The following is a 19412-nucleotide window of genomic DNA, read 5'->3' as shown; positions in this document are numbered from 1 at the left end:
TTGGACACCAACGATCATGAAGCACGTCCTGTTCATTCAAAGTTTGGCAGTGCAAACTCTGACGGTGACCCTCGCAGTTCTGGCTCCCGGTTATATGCATGCGGCGGTCGATTGGCCGAAGTTTATGGAGCGGCAGGACATGGTCTGGGAGCAGTTGCCCCGCCAGTGGAACGAAGGGGCTTTTGTCGGGAATGGCATGTTGGGTATGGTGGTATATGCCACGCTCAATGACAACCGGCTGGATTTCCACCTGGGCCGTGCCGACGTGACCGACCATCGCAAGGCACCGGACCGCAAGTCGTCCATGGGGGTTTCCGGGGCGTCGGTTTTTTTTGATTATCCCCGTTTGGACATCGGACGCATGGCCCTGCGTCCGGCCGGGAAAATCACGGGAGGGACCTTGCGGCAGGATTTGTGGAATGCGGAGATCACCGGGACGGTGGTCACCGATCTGGGGGAGTTGCGCTTCCGCGCGCTCAGTCTCCGGCAGGAAATGGTCCAGGTGGTCGAAGTGACCTCAACGGAAAAAAACGCCACGGGCCGGCCTGTCCCATGGCAGTGGGAATTCCGGCCGGGCAATCCCGCATCGCCCCGGGCCCAGGTCAAACCCGATCAGGCGGCCAAGGAAAAATACCAGACCAATCCCGATCCGGTTTCCTCCAAGGACGGGGATGTTTCGGTTTGCCTGCAGAAACTTCTGGCAGGGGGTGACTACGCCACCGCATGGCGGGAGGTCCGTTCTGGGGGTGGAGTCAGCTCGGTGCTGTATGTCAGCACGGCCAATGAGGTTCCCCAACTGGACAAATCGGCCCCGCTGGCCGTGGCGGATGTCCGGCGTGTTTCCTCCTCGCCTCTGGCCGGGTGGGTCACAAGCCACCGGAACTGGTGGCATGATTTTTACCCGCGCACATTCCTCAGCGTGCCGGACACGCGATTGGAAGCCTTCTACTGGCTGCAAATGCACAAACTGGCCGCCGCATGGAGGGAGGACGCCCCCGCCATCGATCTTTTCGGACCCTGGTTCCGGGTCAGCCAATGGCCGGGTATCTGGTGGAACCTCAACATCCAGCTCACGTATTGGCCGGTCTATGCCGGCAATCGTTTGGAAATCGGCCAGAACTACCTGGACCTCGTCGATCAACACTTCGAGTCCATTTTCATTCCCGCCGCCAAGGGGCGCACATTGGGGGATTTTGCCTGGGCACTGCACAACTACTGGTGGCATCTGCGCTTTGCCGGGGATTGGCCCGGCATCCAGCAGCGCTGGATGCCCAAGGCGAAGCGGATGGCGGATGCCTACATCGCCCGCTTGCAGAAACGGCCCGATGGCCGGCTCGGCCTTCCCCAGATGGGTTCACCCGAATTCCATGGATTCGCCCCCTTCGATGACACCAATTACAACCTGGGGCTTCTCCGTTGGCTCCTCAACGCCCTCATCGAAGCGCGCGAGCATGCCGGCGGGCCGGCCCCGGCGGAGGAGGCGGAGTGGCGCCGCGTGCTGGCCGGATTGGTGGATTATCCCGTGGATGCCAATGGCCTGATGATCGGCAGCAACCAGCCCCTGGATGAATCCCACCGTCATTTTTCCCACCTGCTGCCGCTTTATCCGCTCTATCAAATGAATCCCGATGATCCGCGTGAACGCGAGCTCCTCATCCGATCGGTGCGGCACTGGCACGGGATCGGAGGCGGCAAAGGGCTTGCGGGATATTCCTTCACCGGAGGTGCGGCCATTTACGCCTCCCTCGGACTCGGCGATGAAGCCCTCGGCATGTTGAATGACTTTCTCGACAACGTGCGCGGGGGAGGGAAGGTCCTGCCCAACACCCTCTATGTCGAAACGGGAGGACGCAATCCCTGCATCGAAACGCCGCTCAGCGCCGCCTCCTCCACCATGGATTTGCTCCTGCAGAGCTGGCGGGGAACGATCCGTGTCTTTCCCGCCGTCCCCACCACTTGGAAGGATGCTTGTTTCGAGAACCTTCGTGCCATGGACGGATTCATCGTTTCAGCCGCGCGACGCGATGGCCGGACCACCTGGGTCCGTTTGCGCAGCGAGTCGGGTGCCCCCTGCCGCCTCCGGGTGCCTGACTGGAAAGGGCCTTTGCGGGCCACCGCCCCGCGGACTTTGGCCGTTGTGGAAGAGGCTCCCGGTGAGTACCGCATCGATCTGCAGAGACAAGAAGAAGTCCTTCTCCAGCCAGCCACCGCCCCGGCTTCGGAGGCCACGATCCAAGTTGTTTCCAGCGGCCCGGCCAACCCATTCGGTGTCAAAAAGGGCAGGGAGATCACCTCGGAACAATTCTGGCCGGAAGTGGCCATCCCATGGACCCCGCCACAGACCCCATGAATTTCCTATCGCTTCCCCTCCTTTCCACCTCCAAACTGCTCGTTCATCCATGAGATCCCTTCCGACCTTGTCCGCCTGGTGGCTTTTGACGGTGCTCACGGGCTGGTCTCTGTACGCGGAACCAGCTCCACTCCACCTGCCCGGTGAGTTGTCCGCCGATCAAATTCTCAACGGGGAATACCCCTTCCCTGCTTCGCCAGCGGTGGAAGTCCAGCAACGCGAAGACGGCTTGGCCCGTGACCGCCTATCACCGGTGCCCGAACCCGGCGTCCACCCCCGTCTCCTCATCAGCCCGGAAGACCTGCCCGGTCTGCGCCGTCGTTTGAAGGAAACCAGCGTCGGCAAGGCGCTCTACAGCACACTCCAGCAACGGCTCGACTCCAGCATCCGCGATCCCAAGAACTGGGGCAGCGAATTTTATCAGAAACTGGCCAAGGGCGATGCCGATGCCGTCAACGCCCTCGTGCGCGAAAAAAAGGGCATGCCCCCCGGTGTCGGGCACTATCAGCCCTTTTTATACGCCATCGTCCTCGAGGCCTTCGATGCCCTCATCACCGAGGATCTGAACCGTGGCAAAAAGGCCGCCACGGCCATTGCCACTTACGCCGAGATGATCCGTCCCGGTATTGAAAAGGCCTCGACCCTGCCCATGGGCGACGACTCTTGGCGGGCCAAAACCTCCGGTCCCAAGACGGGCACCGAACTTTCCGACCAGGGTTTGCGTGATGGAGTCGGGGGCCACCTGCTCGGCTACGCCTACGACTTCTCCCACCCGTTCATGACCGAGGCGCAGCGCGCATCCGTCCGCAAGACCATTGCCGCCGCCACCTACGGAAAACTTTGGATGGGCGCGCGCCTGCCCCACCACTTCCGCAATTGGAATTGGTGTGCCGTCGGCCTCCAACAACCGCTCCTGGCCTTGAGCATCGAGGGAGAAGAAGGTTACGACCCGCGTGTTTACAAGATGGGGGTTGACATCGCACGAGACTACCTCACCTACGGGATTTCACCCGCCGGCATGTCCACCGAGGCCGTGGGCTACACCCAGTTCGGACTTGTCTGGGCCAACCCGTTCATCGTGGCCGCCCAGCGACGTGGTGCTCCGCTGCTGACCCACGGGCATTTCCGTTCCATGGTCGACTGGTATCTCCATACCACCGTGCCCTCGCGCGACCAGTGGTTGAGTTACGGGGACGGCGGCGATGCCGGCCCCTCCATCGGCACGCTCTCTCTTTGGCGCTACTTCTTTCCCACCGACCCGAAAATCCAGGCGGTCTGGCGCAGTTTCCGCCAGGCCAATGGGGAAAAGTCATTCCAGGGCGGGTTTCACATCATCGAGCCCATCTTGTGGGTCGATGAGGAACCGGTGGTCAAATCCAATTCGGATGGACCGGCCCGGGACCTCGTCGTCCTTGACGCGCCGCGGACCCTTTTCGATTCCGTCCGCAGTTCCCTCAGCACGCGCAGCTCCTGGGAGGCCGATGCCGCGCACTTGCAATTTGAATGCCGCACGGATTCCGTTGGCGCCAGCCACGAACACAGTGATCGCGGCCATTTCACCTTCGCCGCCCTCGGACGGGTCTGGGCCAAGGATAACTTCCGATCCGTTGAAGCCCGCCACCACAACGGGATCCTCATTGACGGCAAAGGCCAGGGTTACTGGCCCGGACCCGGTGTCTGGTTGGGGCTTGAGGAGAAGGGGGACAACCTCATCGCCTCCTGCGATGCCAAGCCCGCCTACGATTGGTTCTGGCCGAAACAAATCCTGACGGAAAACCCGGAGACGTTTGTGCGTTTCCAGTTTCCCCGTTGGGAAAGCTACCGCGCGGAGGCCGCCGACTTTCAGAAGAAAATGGCCGGCATCCGTGGCGAAAAGGACAACCGTCCCTCAGTGGTGCAATTTTGGAAGGGGTTTGAAAAGGGTGATGTGCGGCTCTGGGATGAGGACGCCTGGCCCATCCGCTATCCCTTCAATCCCGTCCAACGGGCCTTCCGGACGGTGGCTTTCCACAGGGGCAAGTTTCCCTACCTGATCGTTACCGACGACATCCAGAAGGACCAGCAGGAACGGCTCTACGAATGGTTGATGCAGACGGGGCCCAACACGGAAGTCGTCTCCTACAAGGACAATGACCTGGTGCTCGGCGATGCCACCCTCAAGCGAGATGAAAACGGCCAGCCCAAGCCGGTGCGCGGCGACCGCCTCCTCCTGGTCCGGATCTTGAACATGAATGAACCGCAGTTGGCGCGGGATTACCAGACCCGTCCTTCGGTCCGATTGGAAACCTTCGAACGTCGTGACACGCTCACTCCAACCGTGGTCCAAGGCAGCCTCAGTGGTGGAAGGTCTTTTGGTTTGGACAAGCGCCTCGTCATTGCCAGTCGTTCCGTTTCCCCCAACTTCCGTATTCTCCTCTTCCCCTACCGACATGGGGAAGAAAACCCGCTGACCGTTTGGAACGAAGACCGGACCCAGTTGGAGTTCACCCTGCGGGGCCGCACACAGAAGTGGAACTTCAAGACTGATCCTCACGGAAGAACCCTGGTCTCGGCCGACAAATAATCCCCATCACTATGACTATCCCAACTATGTCTACTTCGTGCCATAAATTGCCATTCATGTTCCGGAATCTTTTAGGCAAGATGCTTCATGGTCTGTTTGTTCTGTCCTGGTTCAACACCGGGACATCCGCCTCTGCCCTGCCGGAGTCTAAACCCCCAGCTCTGGAAGATCTCAGCCGCTACAACGAAACGTGGACCACACTGGGCAAAAGTTCGGCCGACTCGATGCCCCTCGGCAACGGCGATATCGGGATCAATGTCTGGACCGAGGCGAACGGCGACATTCTTTTCTACCTGTCCAAGACCGATGCCTGGACGGAAGCGCCCAACCGGACATTGGGTCTGGCCAAGGTGGGTCGCGTGCGATTGAGTCTTTCGCCGAATCCATTCCTGGGCAAGGGCTTCCGGCACACGCTCAAGCTGAGGGAAGGGGAGATCGAGATCAGGGGAGGGGAGGGGGACCAGGCGACTACGGTCCGGATTTGGGTCGATGCCCACCATCCGGTGGTGAGGGTGGAAACCGAATCCGCCCCATCCATCTCGGCCACGGTTCGGCTTGATCCCTGGCGGACAGCGGCCGAGGGCTTTGGCCAACCGCAGCCCAAAGATCCGACCCTGACTGAAAGCTATGTCTGGCAAAACGACGGGCGCGAACAGATCAGTCCCGATGTGGTCTTGCCGCTGGAGAAAGGACGCCTCACTTGGTATCACCACAATGAAAAGACCTCAGAGGCCGCGGTCAGGAATCTGACTTTCGGGGGCACGATTGTGGCCGAGGGGTGGATGGCCCATCCCGACGGGGGAAACGCGCTCCAGACCCCGCAACCCGCGAACAAATTCCAATTCAACGTGGTGCTGCTGTCATCGATCACGGAAACGGTGGACACATGGGTCGGGCAATTGAACAAAACGGCTAGTGAGATCGCGGCCCTCGACCGCGAAACCAGCCGTGCGGCCCACTTGGCGTGGTGGAAAGCGTTCTGGTCCCGCAGTTGGATCTATCTCGAAGGAGATCCCGACGCACAAAAAGTCACCCGCGGGTACATCCTGCAACGCTTCGTCACCGCCTGTGCCGGTCGTGGCGCCTATCCGATCAAATTCAACGGCAGCATCTTCACTGTCGACAACCCACGCCTCAGCAAGGGCAAAGACAAGGCCACCGGAATCGAAACCTTCGCGCCGGTGACAGCGGATTACCGGGCCTGGGGCGGCCAGTATTGGTTCCAGAACACCCGCCCGATGTACTGGCCTCGCCTGATGTCCGGTGATTACGATCTGATGCAACCGCTTTTCCGGATGTATGCCCAGGTGGTGAAGAACAATGCCGCATCGGTCAGGCAATTCTATCAACACGACGGCAGCTACATGGCCGAAACCGCACCGTTCTGGGGGGGGATCCCGAACATCAAACCGAATGAGGCGGGCAGCTACACCAAGCACTACTTCACGCCGGTACTCGAACTCGGCGCCATGATGCTGGATTATTATGCCTACACCGGCGATGAAAAGTTCGTCAGGGAAACCCTCCTGCCGATGGTCAATGCGGGTCTGACATTCTTTTCCCAACACTTTCCCCGCGATGCAAGGGGAACTCTGCTCTTGGAGCCGAACAACTCCATCGAGATGTACTGGGCCGTGCGCAACCCCCTTCCGGACATCGCCGGACTGCACTGGGTGCTGGCACGGCTGCGGGAATTGCCGGAGGAATTGACCGACGCGGACATGCGTGCGGCCTGGAAAAAACTGGCTTCCGAATTGCCGCCCATTCCCGTGGGAGAAAAGGCTGGGAAAAAAATGCTGCTCCCCGCCGAAGAAGGACAGGAACTCAAGCCCCACAATTCCGAGAATCCCGAGCTCTACGCGGTCTATCCCTTCCGCCACTACGGACTGGGCAAGCCGGATCTGGACCTCGCCTTGAATGCATTCGATGTCCGGCTCCACAAGCGCAGTGGATGCTGGCACCAGGACCCGGTCCAGTCGGCTTACCTCGGCCTGACCGATGTCGCCAAAGCCGGCGTCACCAAATGCCTGACCAGCGGGGACAAGCGCCTGCGCTTCCCCGCCTTCTGGGAAAAAGGCCACGACTACGAACCCGACCAGGACAATGGCGGGAATGGAGAACATGGCCTCCAGCTCATGCTGATGCAATGCGAGGGCAAGACCATCCGGCTTCTGCCCTCCTGGCCCAAAACCTGGAATGCCCGTTTCAAGCTGCGGGCCCCGCTCGATACCACGGTCGAGGGCGATGTGCGTGACGGACAACTGGTGGCCCTCAAGGTTTCGCCCCCCTCCCGTTCCGCCGATGTCATTCTGCCAAAGAACTAAAAAAAGAACCCTCATCCGTACGAAGCCAAATCCCATGAACCCCAGACTCCCCGTTTTCATCATCGCACTGGCCGTTGCCGCATTTTTGCCCGCCGCCGCCCGCGCGGACTTCAAGATATATGTTTCGGAAAAGGGCGGCGACGACCGTGATGGCAAAACCGAGGCGACCGCCTTCCGCACGCCCGAACGCGCCCGTGATGAGTTGCGCGCGCTCCGGAAAACATCGGCCCTGCCGCCAGGTCCCGTTGTGGTGGAATTCCTGCCCGGCCATTATCCCCGCACCCAATCGCTCGAGTTCAGTGCCGAGGATTCCGGCACCCCGGCATCTCCTGTCATCTACCGGGCACAAAAACCGGGCACGGCGGTGTTTTCCGGGGCCCGTGACTTTCCGTTGTCACAATTCCGGAAAGTGGAAGATCCCGCTCTGGTTCGCCGGCTCGACCCGGCGGCCCGCGGCCAGGTTCTGGCCTTGTCGGTCAAGGACGCCGGACTCACAAGCACGGGTCCCTATCCCGACCGATTCGATGACCAAGGGGGCATCTTCGAGTTGTTTGATGCCCAGGGTCGCCTGCCCCGTTCCCGTTGGCCCAACAAAGGCTACACCACCATGAAGAGTGTTCTCACCGTCGGGGACAAAAACATTCCGGGTGTCTTCGAATACCGCGACGACCGTCCCTCCCGCTGGACGGAGAACAAAAATTTCTGGCTCAAGGGCCAGTGGCGGGTTGGCTGGGAAGACCCGGCCCTCAAAGTGGCGGCGGTCGACACCACCGCCCGGACCATCACATTTGCCACCGGTCTGGTCAACGGCATCGGTTCCAAATACAAACGCCCGCAGGGAAGCGGCGAGGAGCCCTGGTGTGCCATCAACATGCTGGAAGAAATCGACCAACCCGGCGAGTGGGCACTCGATTTCACGACTGGAGTACTCTACGTCTGGCCCCGGGAAACTGGCCCGGGAAGTGTGATCTCGATCACCCAGCTCACCCAGCCCCTTGTTTCCGTCCAGGAGGCGCGCCACCTCGACTTCAGCGGCCTGACCCTGGCCCACTCCCTGGGGGATGGCATGGTCATGGAACAGGTTGAAAACTGCCGTGTCCTTGGTTCACGTCTGTTCAATCTGGCCGGTAGGGGTGTTGTCATCCATGGGATCCGTTCGGGCGTGCAGAGCTGCGACATCCATGACATCGGGGCCGGTTGTGTTTACATCAGCGGCGGTGACCGGAAAGCCCTCACCCTTTCGGAAAACTTCGTCCTCAACAACCATTTGCACCATTACGGCGTGCTGAAAAGCCAGTATTCCGCCGGCGTGCACGTCGGTGTGCTGGGCAACCCCGCCGGTGGCAACGCCATCCGGGATGCCTTGGGCATCCGCATCGCCCACAATTGTCTCCACCATGCCCCCCGTGATGCCTTCTTATACTCCGGCAACGACAACCTCTATGAATACAATGAGGTCTATTACTGTGCGTTCGACACCAAGGACACCGGGGCCTGGTACTCCTGGCTCGACTGGACCATGCGTGGCAATGTCATCCGTTACAATTACATCCACGACACGGTCGGCGGGATCAATCCGGACGACGGGGCCTCGGGCAACGAGGCCTACGGCAACATCTTCAAGGGGCCCCGCACCGGTGTCTGGATCGCCTCCGGTCCTGACAACAACATCCACCACAACATCTTCATCAAGGAATCCGGATCGGTCTTCGGCATGGACGACCGCGGGGTCGGACGCAAATACGCCACCAACGCCCGCCTGATCAACCGCGTCAAGGAACTCAACCCCGATCAGGAACCGTGGAAGTCCGCCCACCCGGAATTGGCCACCATGCTCGACAACCGGCCCGAACTTCCCTGGCGGACAAGATTCGTCGGCAACCTCATTGTCTCCCAGAATCCCGCCCCCTCGGAACTGAAAATGAATGCCCAGTTCAAGAACAACCCGGACATCATTCTGGAGCAGGACAATCTCACCATGGCAGAAGACCCTGGCTTCATCGATGCCGCCGCAGGCAACTTCGGTCTCAAACCGGACTCGGCTGTTTTCCAAAAGATTCCCGGTTTCGAACCGATCCCGTTCGATAAAATCGGATTGCAGGTGGACGAATTCCGCCCGGTGTTGCCGGATGAATCCGAACTCAAGCGCGGGCCGGAACACTCCCCCTATCAGGATAAGGATCTCAATTATGGAACATAAGCTTCTGCATTTGTCCGTTGAACCATGAGGCAGGTTCCAGTATGTCGCTGATCCACGACCAAGTTCTTTTCCACAATGTGGAGGAACTCAAATCCCACCCGGCTTCGGGAGGTCTGCAGTTGCTGCGGTTTCCTACGGCTCTGGCCAACCGTCTGGGTTTTAAAAACCATTCGCGCGGACGATTTTTTTCCCAGAGGGCGGCTGGCTGTGAAATCCGCTTCATCACGCGCGGCCCCTTTGTGAGGATTTATCTCTCGGTCCTCGAACAGGAGACCTCCTTGATCGTTTACCGGGGGGACCACGCGCATTCGCACCATGTGCTCAGGCCGGGATCCGTCACATCCTTGTTCCTGGAGGATCCGCCCTTTTTTGGCCAAGTGGAGCCTGACATCTTTCCTCGCCGCCGTTTCGCCCCCCGGGTCTGGCGCATCCTGTTCCACCACGATGCGCTGGCCTGCTACCACGGTGTGGAATCATTCGGCCACGACCTCCGTCCGCCGCGGGCGGAGGAAGTCCCGTCAACCACCCTGCTGGCCTACGGATCTTCCATCAGCTACGGGGCCAATGCCTTCCACCCTTCCAATGCCTACCTCCAACAGGCAGCACGCGCCACAGGAATGGATCTGCTCTGCAAGGCCATTCCAGGCTCCTGCATGTGCGAACCGGAAATGGTGGATTTCTTGGCGTCACTGCAGGATTGGGATGCCGCCTTTCTGGAGTTGGGAGTCAACATGACCGGTTGGGCCACGCCGGAGGAATTTGAGTCGCGTGCCCGTCACTTGGTCACCACCCTCCACCAAGCCCATCCCGGCAAACCGGTCTACGTCACCCCTATCTTTCTCAACCGGGCATTCCACTCCCGGGCACAGAACGATGACACCCTCCGCACGCCTCTTTTCAATGCCATCGTCCCCCGCCTGGTGGCCACCATCAATCATCCACAGGTGCGGTTCATGGACGGCACGGCCCTTTTGCCGGACGCGGACGGATTGGAGTGCGATCTTGTCCATCCCTCGGATGAGGGGCATATTCTCATGGGGGCCGCGCTGGCCCGACTGCTGGCCTCCGCACACTCTTGCCAATGAAATATCTGATCCACACACTCCTCGTCATGAACATTGCCTCCGCCTCCGTGCTCCATGCCGCTGACACGGCGCGCCAACGGCTTTCCCTTGATGGAGACTGGCGCTTCTACTTGGGCGACATCCCCATGCCCGTCATCACCGGCCATGGCCCGAGCTATGAAAATGCCAAAGCAGGCAAAGCCTGGGGTGCGGCCGCCCCGGGTTATGACGACAGCGACTGGCGCCGCCTGGATCTCCCCCATGACTGGGCCGTGGAAGGCCCTTTCGATCCCCAAGCCAACATCTCCCAGGGCTACCGCCCGCGCGGCGTCGCTTGGTACCGCCGCTACCTCCGACTGGACCCCGCGGACAAGGGCAGGCATCTCGAATTGCAGTTCGAGGGCATCGCCACCCACGCCACCGTCTGGGTCAATGGCCTCCTCGTCCACCGCAACTTCTGCGGTTACACTCCGTTCCAGATCGACCTCACTCCCATCGCCACCTACGGCGACCAACTCAACACCATCGTGGTGCGTGTCGATGCCAATCCCATGGAGGGTTGGTGGTATGAGGGGGCGGGCCTCTACCGCCACACCTGGCTGGTCAAACGCAGCCCGGTGCACATCGCCACCTACGGACTTTATGCCAATCCGGTCCGTGATCCCAAGGGCCGGTGGTCGGTTCCCGTGGAGGTCACCCTGTCGAATATCGAAACCCAGGGTGCGGCGGTGGAAGTCAGTGCCGAGTTGTTCGACCCTACGGGCAAGCCGGTCCTCCGGGAATCATCCAGCGTCACCGTCCCGGCGCTCGGGCAGACCACCGTCTCCTTACCACTTACGCCCAGCGGAACCCCCAAACTCTGGTCCGTGGACGATCCGGTTCTTTACACCGTCAAAGCTACTGTCAAACGTAATCAGGGCACGGCCGATTCGACTTCGACCCGGTGCGGGTTCCGCACGCTGCGCTTCGACGCCAAAGAGGGATTTTTCCTCAATGACAAACCGCTCAAACTCCAAGGCACCTGCAACCATCAGGACCACGCCGGGGTGGGGGTGGCCGTACCCGACTCCCTCTGGGACTTCCGCGTCCGTAAGCTCAAGGAATTGGGCAGCAATGCCTACCGTTCCGCCCACAACCCGCCCGCCCCAGAATTCCTCGAGGCCTGTGACCGCCTCGGCATGCTTGTCATGGACGAAAACCGCAACTTCAACCACACCCCGGAGTACCTCGGCCAGTTGCGCACCATGCTGCTCCGCGACCGCAACCACCCCAGCGTCTTCCTTTGGTCGGTCTTCAACGAGGAACCGATGCAGGGCACCGAGCAGGGCCGTGAAATGGTTCGCCGCATGGCTGCCGAGGTCCGCAAGCTCGACGCCACCCGCCCGGTCACCGCCGCCATGAACGGGGGTATGATGAACGAACACGGCGTCTTCGAGGCCGTCGATGTCATGGGCTTCAATTACGTCGATATTTCCTACGATGATTTCCATGAGAAGCACCCGGACCTCCCCATCACCAGTTCCGAGGACACCTCGGCCTTCATGACCCGCGGCGAGTACGAAACCGACAAAAAGCGCAACGTCATCGCTTCTTATGACGAGGAGCATGCCGCCTGGGGCAAATCCCACCGCGCCGCCTGGAAGGCCATCGCCGAGCGTCCCTTCCTCGCGGGCGGCTTTGTCTGGACGGGTTTCGACTACCGCGGTGAGCCGCAGCGTCTCTCCTGGCCATCGGTCTCTTCCGTCTTCGGCATCTTCGATCTCTGCGGATTCCCCAAGACGGCCTATCACATTCATCGTTCCAATTGGATCAAGGACCGTCCCGTGCTCGCTCTGGCCCCCCATTGGAACTGGGCAGGGCGCGAGGGGCAGCCCATCCGGGTCATCGCCATGACCAACGCGGAGAAGGTCGCGTTATCGCTCAATGGCCGCCCGCTCGGCGAAAAACCCCGCCCGCCCTACGATTACGTCGAGTGGGAGGTGCCCTATGAACCCGGCACCCTCGAGGCCGTGGGCACCACCGCGGGCAAAGAAGTCATCCGGACCAAGGTGGAAACCACCGGCCCGGCCACCGCCCTGAGGCTTGAGCCCGATCGGGATTTCCTTCTCGGCGATGGGCGCGATACCCTGCCCATCACCGTTTCGGGTGTCGATGACGCCGGCCGCGTGGTCCCCGGTGCCGATGCCCCGGTGACCTTTTCGGTGGAAGGACCCGGACGGAACATCGGCCACGGGAACGGAGACCACAACTGCCATGACCCGGAAAAGGGTCCGATGCGGAAACTGTTCCATGGTCTGGCCCAGCTCCTCGTGCAATCCGCCCCGGACAGTTCCGGGCTAGTCGTGGTGAGCGCCTCCGCCCCGGGCCTGAAGTCCGCAGAGATCCGCCTCGAGGTCAGGAACACCGACCCCTTCCCGTCCGTTCCGCACACCGAGCCCCTGTTCAACATGTCCGGCTGGCGCATGTCGCCTCCTTCTGCGGAGCGCCCGGACCCCCTGCAGACCATGTCCGATGCGGATATGAATTCATGGTCCCGCGTCACTCCGGGCAACGCGCAAAAACTCCCCGAAGGACAATGGGCTTTGTACCGCTCGTCCTTCACTCCTTGGAAAGCCCTCCAGGGCAGGGGAGGTCGGGCGCTGCTCAGGAAGGTCTCCGGCCGGGCCGAGGTCTTTCTCGATGGCCAAAGGGTAGCCCAAAAAGATCAACCCGCCGCTGACGATCTGAGCTTTGCCGTTCCCCCTTCGAGCCAGCGCCGAACCCTGACCGTCCTGCTTCAGGCCGGATCAGAAGGTAGAACCGGTCTCCTGGGACCCACCACCCTTCAACTCGATTCACCCTGAATACGGCCGATTACGGCAAATAATGCAAAAATTGCAAGGACAGCCATTGACTTCTAAATAGTTGCATCCAGCATTTTGGGAAGATCCCCGTCTCCATGATGGCACGGCGGTTCCAAGGTCAGACCACGATGCGCTACTTCCTTGTTCTCTCCTGTTTGATTGTCGGCCCCCTTTGTGGTTGGTCGCAAAGCCCCCCGGCGAATTCTCCATCTCCCAGCACGGAAATCATCGGGCACGAAAAGGATTACACGGCGGCCAACGCCGAAGCCGCCAAGGCCAAGTCGCCCACCGAACCCATGCCTGCGGCCGAACTCCATGCCCGCGGCGGGTTGCCCCGTCTCTTTGCCAAAATCAACCGCGGCGAAACGGTCATCCTCGGCTACTACGGAGGCAGCATCACGGCCGCCCCCGGCTGGCGCACCATGACCATGGATTGGTTCAGCAAAACCTTTCCCAAGGCCAAGTTCGAACTGGTCAACGCGAGCGTCGGCGGCTCCGGTTCCCTAGTCGGGGTCTTCCGCGCGGACGATGACCTCGTCGCCAAAAAACCCGATGTGGTCTTCATCGAGTTTTCCCTCAACGACGGCAGCGATGTGCGGGACCGCCCGGAGGAAGTCACGGGTGCGTTGGAAGGAATCATTCGCAAGCTCCGCACGGCCAACCCTGACGTCGACATCTGCTTTGCCTACACGGTGACCGCCGAAATGCTGCAAAAAGCCCAACAGGGTATTTGCTCCAATTCCATTTCTCTGCACGATCGTGTGGCGGCCCATTACAACCTGCCCTCGATCAATATGGGCATGGAAGCCGCCAAACTCTTCGCCGAGGGCAAGCTCATCCACCAGGCCCCCAAGACCCCCGACGGACTGACTGCCGACGGCAAAATCATCTTCAGCAACGACGGCAGCCACCCCAGCGAGAAGGGCCATGTCATGAACGGCGAGGCCGCCATCCGCGGTCTCCAACAGTTGTCCCAGATCCCACCGGGCGAAACCGGCCCGCGTCCGCTGCCGGAGCCACTGTCCCCATTGCCCTGGGATAAAGCCAAGACCATCGCCGCCGACGGAAGGGCCGAATTCAAGGGCGACTGGGCCAAGCTCACCGCCGCCAACGGCCCCTCCTGCCGCCGCTTCGGGAAAAACTTCTACAACTGGTTCCCTTTCCTCTACCGCACCATCCAGCCGGGAGCCTCGATGACCGTGCGATTCCGTGGAACCCACATCGGATTCAAGGGCATGGAAGGTCCCGACTCCGGTGTCATCACGGTCAGCGTGGACGGGGGCGCCCCGGTCAAAAAAGTCCTCTTCACGGTTTACGCCAATGCCCATGTTTACGTCGGCGCCCCGCTGCCCGCCGTTCCCATGGGTGACCACACCGCCGTCTGGACACTCACCGACGAAGTCCCCCCCAAGGAAGAACTGCTCAAGAAAAAGAACACCGACGCCGATTTCCGCAACAATCCGGACAAATACAAAGAAAACAGTTTTTCTGTCGGCCAGATCATCGTTCTCGGCGATCTGCTCGACGCCTGGGGTCAGCCCCTTCCTTGAACCGGACGGGACAACCCCATGAAAGATGGATTGATCTTCCTCCCTCTCTTTGTCGGTTTTTCCCTGCTGGCCGCACCCGCTGGGGCCGAGTTGCCCGCGGGAACCTATCCCGGGATCCGCGACTCCCAGGGGAACCTGATTCCCTCGGCCGCCGCATCCCTCGGCAAGGATGTGCGCGTGGTTGAGCGCCAGTTGGATCCGGAATTGCTCAAACGGCGCAACAACTTCGGTTACACCGAAGACGAAATCCGCACCTATTTCAGCAAACCGGTGCGGATGGTTCTGGACGAAACCGGACTGGATAAGCGCTTCGTCAAGCCCCCGCCACCCGCCGGCGTCCACCCCCGTGTGATTTTCAATGCCGACGACCTGCCCGATCTGCGCAAGCGCCTCACTGAAACCAACGCCGGTCGGGCGGCCATCGCCGGTATCCGCGCGCATTTGGAGAAAACGATCACCGGTCCGAAGGCCCAGTTCGCTCAGTCGTACCAGTCCCTCGTCGCCGGCCAGGAAGTGGAAAAACTCGACAGCAATGTCGCCTATTGTCTGATGTATGAGGCTTTCCGCTGCCTCATCGACGACGACCAGGAAGGGGGCAGAAAGGTCGCCTCCGCCATCACCACATTTTCCAAAATCGCCGAGAAGGAACTGGAGGCCAACCTGGCCAATCCGCGCAACGCCTCCAGCCTCAAGGATGCCCGGGTGATTTCCCAGGGGCCGACCCGCGAGTTCACCCTCGGTCTCGATTACGACTTCGCCTACAACTACATGACCCACGCGCAACGGGACCAGGTCCGCAAGGTCCTGGTTCGGGCGACCTCGGGCATGTCCGGCATCGGCTGCGAGACCCTGCAAGCGCTCCACGCCGGTCCGAGCAACTGGATTTCCTGGGGCTGCCGCGCCCTTTTTGCCATCTGTGCCATCGAAGGCGAGCCCGGCTACGACCCGGGTGCCTTCAAGCGCTTTGCCGACGCCCAGATCAACTTCATCAACGCCATCTATCCGACGGGCGAAGCCTTCGAGGGCTGGGGAAAGAATTTCATGTTCATCGAACACATGGTCATTCTGGCCAAACGCGGCAAAGACTTGAACGTACTCGGCCACAGCAGCGTCCGCTCGGCCTACCACAACTATTTCATCGCTGCCATGAGTCCCTGGGGCAATCACTTCACCTTCTGCGACTCCATGGCCAAATCCGGCAGTAAAATCGCCCGCAATGCCGATGTCCTCATGTATCACACCCTCTTCCCCGGCGATGCCGCGGGTAATTTCATCTACCGCAACCAGATTTCCAGCGACTACGAAAATGTCGCTTCCAAGACCATCAACACCCGCCATCCCTTCTCAACGATGGATGCCCTCTGTTGCGCCATCTTTGCCTCCGACATCGCCGACACCCCCGAGGCCGAGGAATACGCCCTCATCACCCGGGACCGGCCCCTGACCTACTTCAGTGAGGATACCTGCAATCTGTTCACCCGCTCCGCTTGGTCCAAGGATGCCGTCTACCTCAACTACCTCAACCGCGCCATTCCCGGTGGCCATCAATACTGTGACCGTTCCCATTTCAATTTTTATGGCCAGGGCCGTTTTTGGAGCATCTACCAGTCCTCGCGGCAGATCAAAGAACAATACATGCCCATCATGCGTTCCGTCCTCATGGTCGATGGCATGGGTCCCTCCACCGCCGAAGCCCGCTGTGTCGGATTCACGGACCATGCCCTGGCCACCTTTGAAGCCACCGACCTTTCCAATCCATGGAACTACCAAACCTCCGGCCTGGAAAAGCCCGCCGGCTCCGTTGCCCTGACTGCCAAAACCAAATCCTACAACTTCTTCCGCCTCACACCCTCGCCACTGCCCTGGATGGATTTGCCCATCGGTTCGTTGCCCGACTGGTATTCCTCGGAAAAACCGGGATCGGGAAATCATGGTTCCGGGGAGACCAACAAAGGGGATTGGTATCAGCGATTGAACGTCAAGAAGGCCTTCCGTACCGTCGGCCTCGTCCGCGGTCCGCGCCCATATGGTTTGATCGTCGATGATCTCCAGATCGATGACACCCCGCGTGAATACGTGTGGGGCATGACGATGCCACGGGATGTGGTTCTTGGTTCGACCGTCCTGACCTCCAATGACAAGAACACCGTAGCCGCCGACATCACTTTGCGCGAAAGCGACTCGCCTGATGTCTCCCTCGCCCTGCCCTCGGACAAACCCCGTTCGCTGCTGGTTCGTGTCCTCGATGTCGACAAGCTCGAGGAAACCGTGGCCAAAGTGGAGGATGTCGCTGTCAAGAATCCGCCCCAACCCGATATCACCCTCAACCGGCTCCATCTCACCAGCCGTTCCGCCAATCCCGGATTCAAGGTGCTTCTTTACCCCCACCGTGAAGGTGACCCGCTTCCCGAAACGGCTTGGAATCCGGAGCGCACCAAGTTGACCATCCAATGGCCCGATCAGAAAGACACCCTGGTCTTCAGTCCGGGTGAGGACGGTCGCAGCCGGATCAAGATTCAACGGACGGGCGGTGAGGCTGCGGAGATCCGCTGAATCAGCGTGATGTTCATGGAGCCCACACCAACACGCACCCTCTCCATGAGCACCCGCTTGCTTTGTTTTTTTGGGTTCTTGGCTTTGACCCAATCGCTTGGTCATACGGCGGAATGGCAGTTCTCCATATCGACAGTCGACGGCAAGGGACGCGCGTTCCTGTGGATTCCGCCCGGATGTGACCACGTCCGCGGCGTGGTGCTGAGTGGTCAGGTCATCCTAGAGAAAAATCTCATGGAGGATCCGGCCATCCGTTCCGCCGCCGCGCGGGCCGGATTGGCCCTCGTGCTCGATATGAAGAGCACCATCGGCATCGGGAGTGATCTGCGTGAGGGAGGGGATGGTAGAAATCGCCTCCAGGCGATCCTGGACGGTCTGGCCGGAGTCTCGGGTTACAGCGAGATCGCCCAGGCGCCGTTGTTGACCATCGGTCACAGCGGTGGTGCGATCTTCGCGTGGCATGCCGGTTATGCGATGCCCGAGCGCGTCTTTGGCGTCATTGGCCTGAAAGCCGCACCCATCGGTCCGCCCGAGGGCATCAAGCCGCAGTTCGGGGACGGCGGGGCGGTGTTGAACAACATTCCGGTGCTCGTCATCACCGGCCAGTATGAATCCTGGGGCAATCCGGTCCGCACGCCCGAATACCACTGGCGCTGGGTAAGGGGTGGTTTGCTCGATTTCCGTGCCCGCGGCCACAATGCCCTCATGAGCGCGCTCGTTGAGCCCGGCACCGGCCACTTCAGCTGGTATTCAGATCTCGCGAAGTATGTCGCCCTCTTCATCGAGAAGGCGGCGGGCAGCCGCATTCCGGAGAAGCATCCACCGCCGGGGGTGGCACCGAAGCTTCGTGACATCCCCCAGCAGGCAGGCTGGTTGGGGGATGTGACTTTCTTCGGACAGGCACGGCACGCGACCGCCGCCTTCAAGGATTACACCGGCGATGCTTCGATGGCGTTCTGGCACCTCGATGAAGAACTGGCCCGGGCGAACGATGCCTTTGGCGCAAAGCACAAGGGCAAGCAGCTCCAGCAGTTGACCTTTTTCGACGGTGACAAGCCCCTGCCTCCCGGCTGGATGATGGAGGTGCCGTTCCGTCCGCTGGAGGACGGACAATCCTTCCGCGTCAAAGCCGGCTTTCTCAGTGAAACCTCAACCGACTTCTCCAAACCTGCCCCGCGCCCGCTCACCCACGCTGCCGGCCCGGTTACGTATCGCCTGATCGGTGGTTGGAGCGGCGGAGGCCGCCAAACCGGACCCGATACCTTCCGCCCGGCAATGGACCGATTCTCCTGGGTCCGGCCCTCCGATGGCGTCATGGTCATGGCATCGCACCCCGGTGACCAGACCCATGCGCTCTACGAACAGCCGGCCGTGGTCAAGCATGGCGCCCGCCTGAAGGACGGAGCACCGCAGACAATCACCTTCCCGCCGATTGCCGATCTGAAAGAGGGGACCTCCGTCAAACTCGCCGCGCAATCCAGCGCGGGCCTGCCCGTGGATTTCTTTGTCATTGAGGGCCCCGCCGAGATCGAGGGCGACACGCTCCGTCTCACGAAAGTTCCGCCGCGCGCGAAGCGGCCGGTGAAAGTTACCGTCGGTGCTTGGAACTTCGGCCGCGCAATCGACCCCAGGGTGCAGTCTGCCGAACCGATCACGCAGTCCTTCCTCATTCACTGACAGGGCATGATTTCTGCGCAATGAATACAATCCGCCACTCCTCGGTGCACCGCCGCAGCCCCAGCGCCCGTGTGCTCATGGCCGCTATCTGCCTCGGCTTGCTGCCAGCATCCGCACAGCCCGCACCTTCGGCTGCGGACGCCGTCGTCGCCTCCTCGGCCCCCGCCGCCACACCACGCCCTGTTCCGGAGGAATCCGGCAAAACACGCATGCAATGGTGGCGCGAAGCCCGCTTCGGCATGTTCATCCACTGGGGTTTGTATGCCGTGCCCGCCGGTGAGTGGCGGG

Annotated in this window: 10 protein-coding genes; all 10 read left to right on the top strand. The window is 60.9% G+C overall.

Going from position 1 to position 19412, the window contains the following annotated elements:
- The first annotated feature begins 16 nt into the window (after positions 1–16).
- Positions 17–2350 (top strand): hypothetical protein, encoded by a 2334-nt coding sequence (locus tag SFU85_00295; protein MDX6765208.1) that lies wholly within the window; start codon positions 17–19, stop codon positions 2348–2350.
- Positions 2351–2399: 49 nt separating this feature from the next.
- The gene (locus SFU85_00290) at positions 2400–4913 is read left to right on the top strand and encodes a hypothetical protein (protein ID MDX6765207.1); all 2514 of its coding nucleotides are present in this window, start codon (positions 2400–2402) and stop codon (positions 4911–4913) included.
- Between the two features lie 56 nt (positions 4914–4969).
- A complete protein-coding gene (locus tag SFU85_00285; GenBank protein ID MDX6765206.1) occupies positions 4970–7237 on the top strand; it encodes a DUF5703 domain-containing protein in 2268 nt (755 codons plus the stop codon).
- Between the two features lie 34 nt (positions 7238–7271).
- Positions 7272–9437 (top strand): right-handed parallel beta-helix repeat-containing protein, encoded by a 2166-nt coding sequence (locus SFU85_00280; protein ID MDX6765205.1) that lies wholly within the window; start codon positions 7272–7274, stop codon positions 9435–9437.
- 41 nt (positions 9438–9478) lie between these two features.
- On the top strand, positions 9479–10522 hold the full coding sequence (locus SFU85_00275) for an SGNH/GDSL hydrolase family protein (GenBank protein MDX6765204.1): 1044 nt from the start codon (positions 9479–9481) through the stop codon (positions 10520–10522).
- A complete protein-coding gene (gene galA / locus SFU85_00270) occupies positions 10519–13344 on the top strand; it encodes a beta-galactosidase GalA (GenBank protein ID MDX6765203.1) in 2826 nt (941 codons plus the stop codon). The genes SFU85_00275 and galA overlap by 4 nt, the downstream gene beginning before the upstream one ends.
- Positions 13345–13439: 95 nt before the next feature.
- Positions 13440–14894, top strand: coding sequence for an SGNH/GDSL hydrolase family protein (locus SFU85_00265; GenBank protein ID MDX6765202.1), 1455 nt, complete (start codon positions 13440–13442; stop codon positions 14892–14894).
- A gap of 18 nt (positions 14895–14912) precedes the next feature.
- The gene (locus tag SFU85_00260) at positions 14913–17447 is read left to right on the top strand and encodes a hypothetical protein (GenBank protein ID MDX6765201.1); all 2535 of its coding nucleotides are present in this window, start codon (positions 14913–14915) and stop codon (positions 17445–17447) included.
- A 45-nt stretch (positions 17448–17492) separates the two neighbouring features.
- Positions 17493–19124, top strand: coding sequence for a hypothetical protein (locus tag SFU85_00255; GenBank protein ID MDX6765200.1), 1632 nt, complete (start codon positions 17493–17495; stop codon positions 19122–19124).
- Between the two features lie 20 nt (positions 19125–19144).
- Positions 19145–19412 (top strand): alpha-L-fucosidase (locus tag SFU85_00250; protein MDX6765199.1); only part of this gene is annotated, 268 nt, incomplete at its 3' end.

Source organism: Candidatus Methylacidiphilales bacterium, from assembly GCA_033875315.1.
Lineage (GTDB): Bacteria > Verrucomicrobiota > Verrucomicrobiia > Methylacidiphilales > CAZTYG01 > JANRJG01.
The sequence above is the reverse complement of the archived record's forward strand: the minus strand, read 5'-3'. Positions and strand labels throughout refer to the sequence as shown.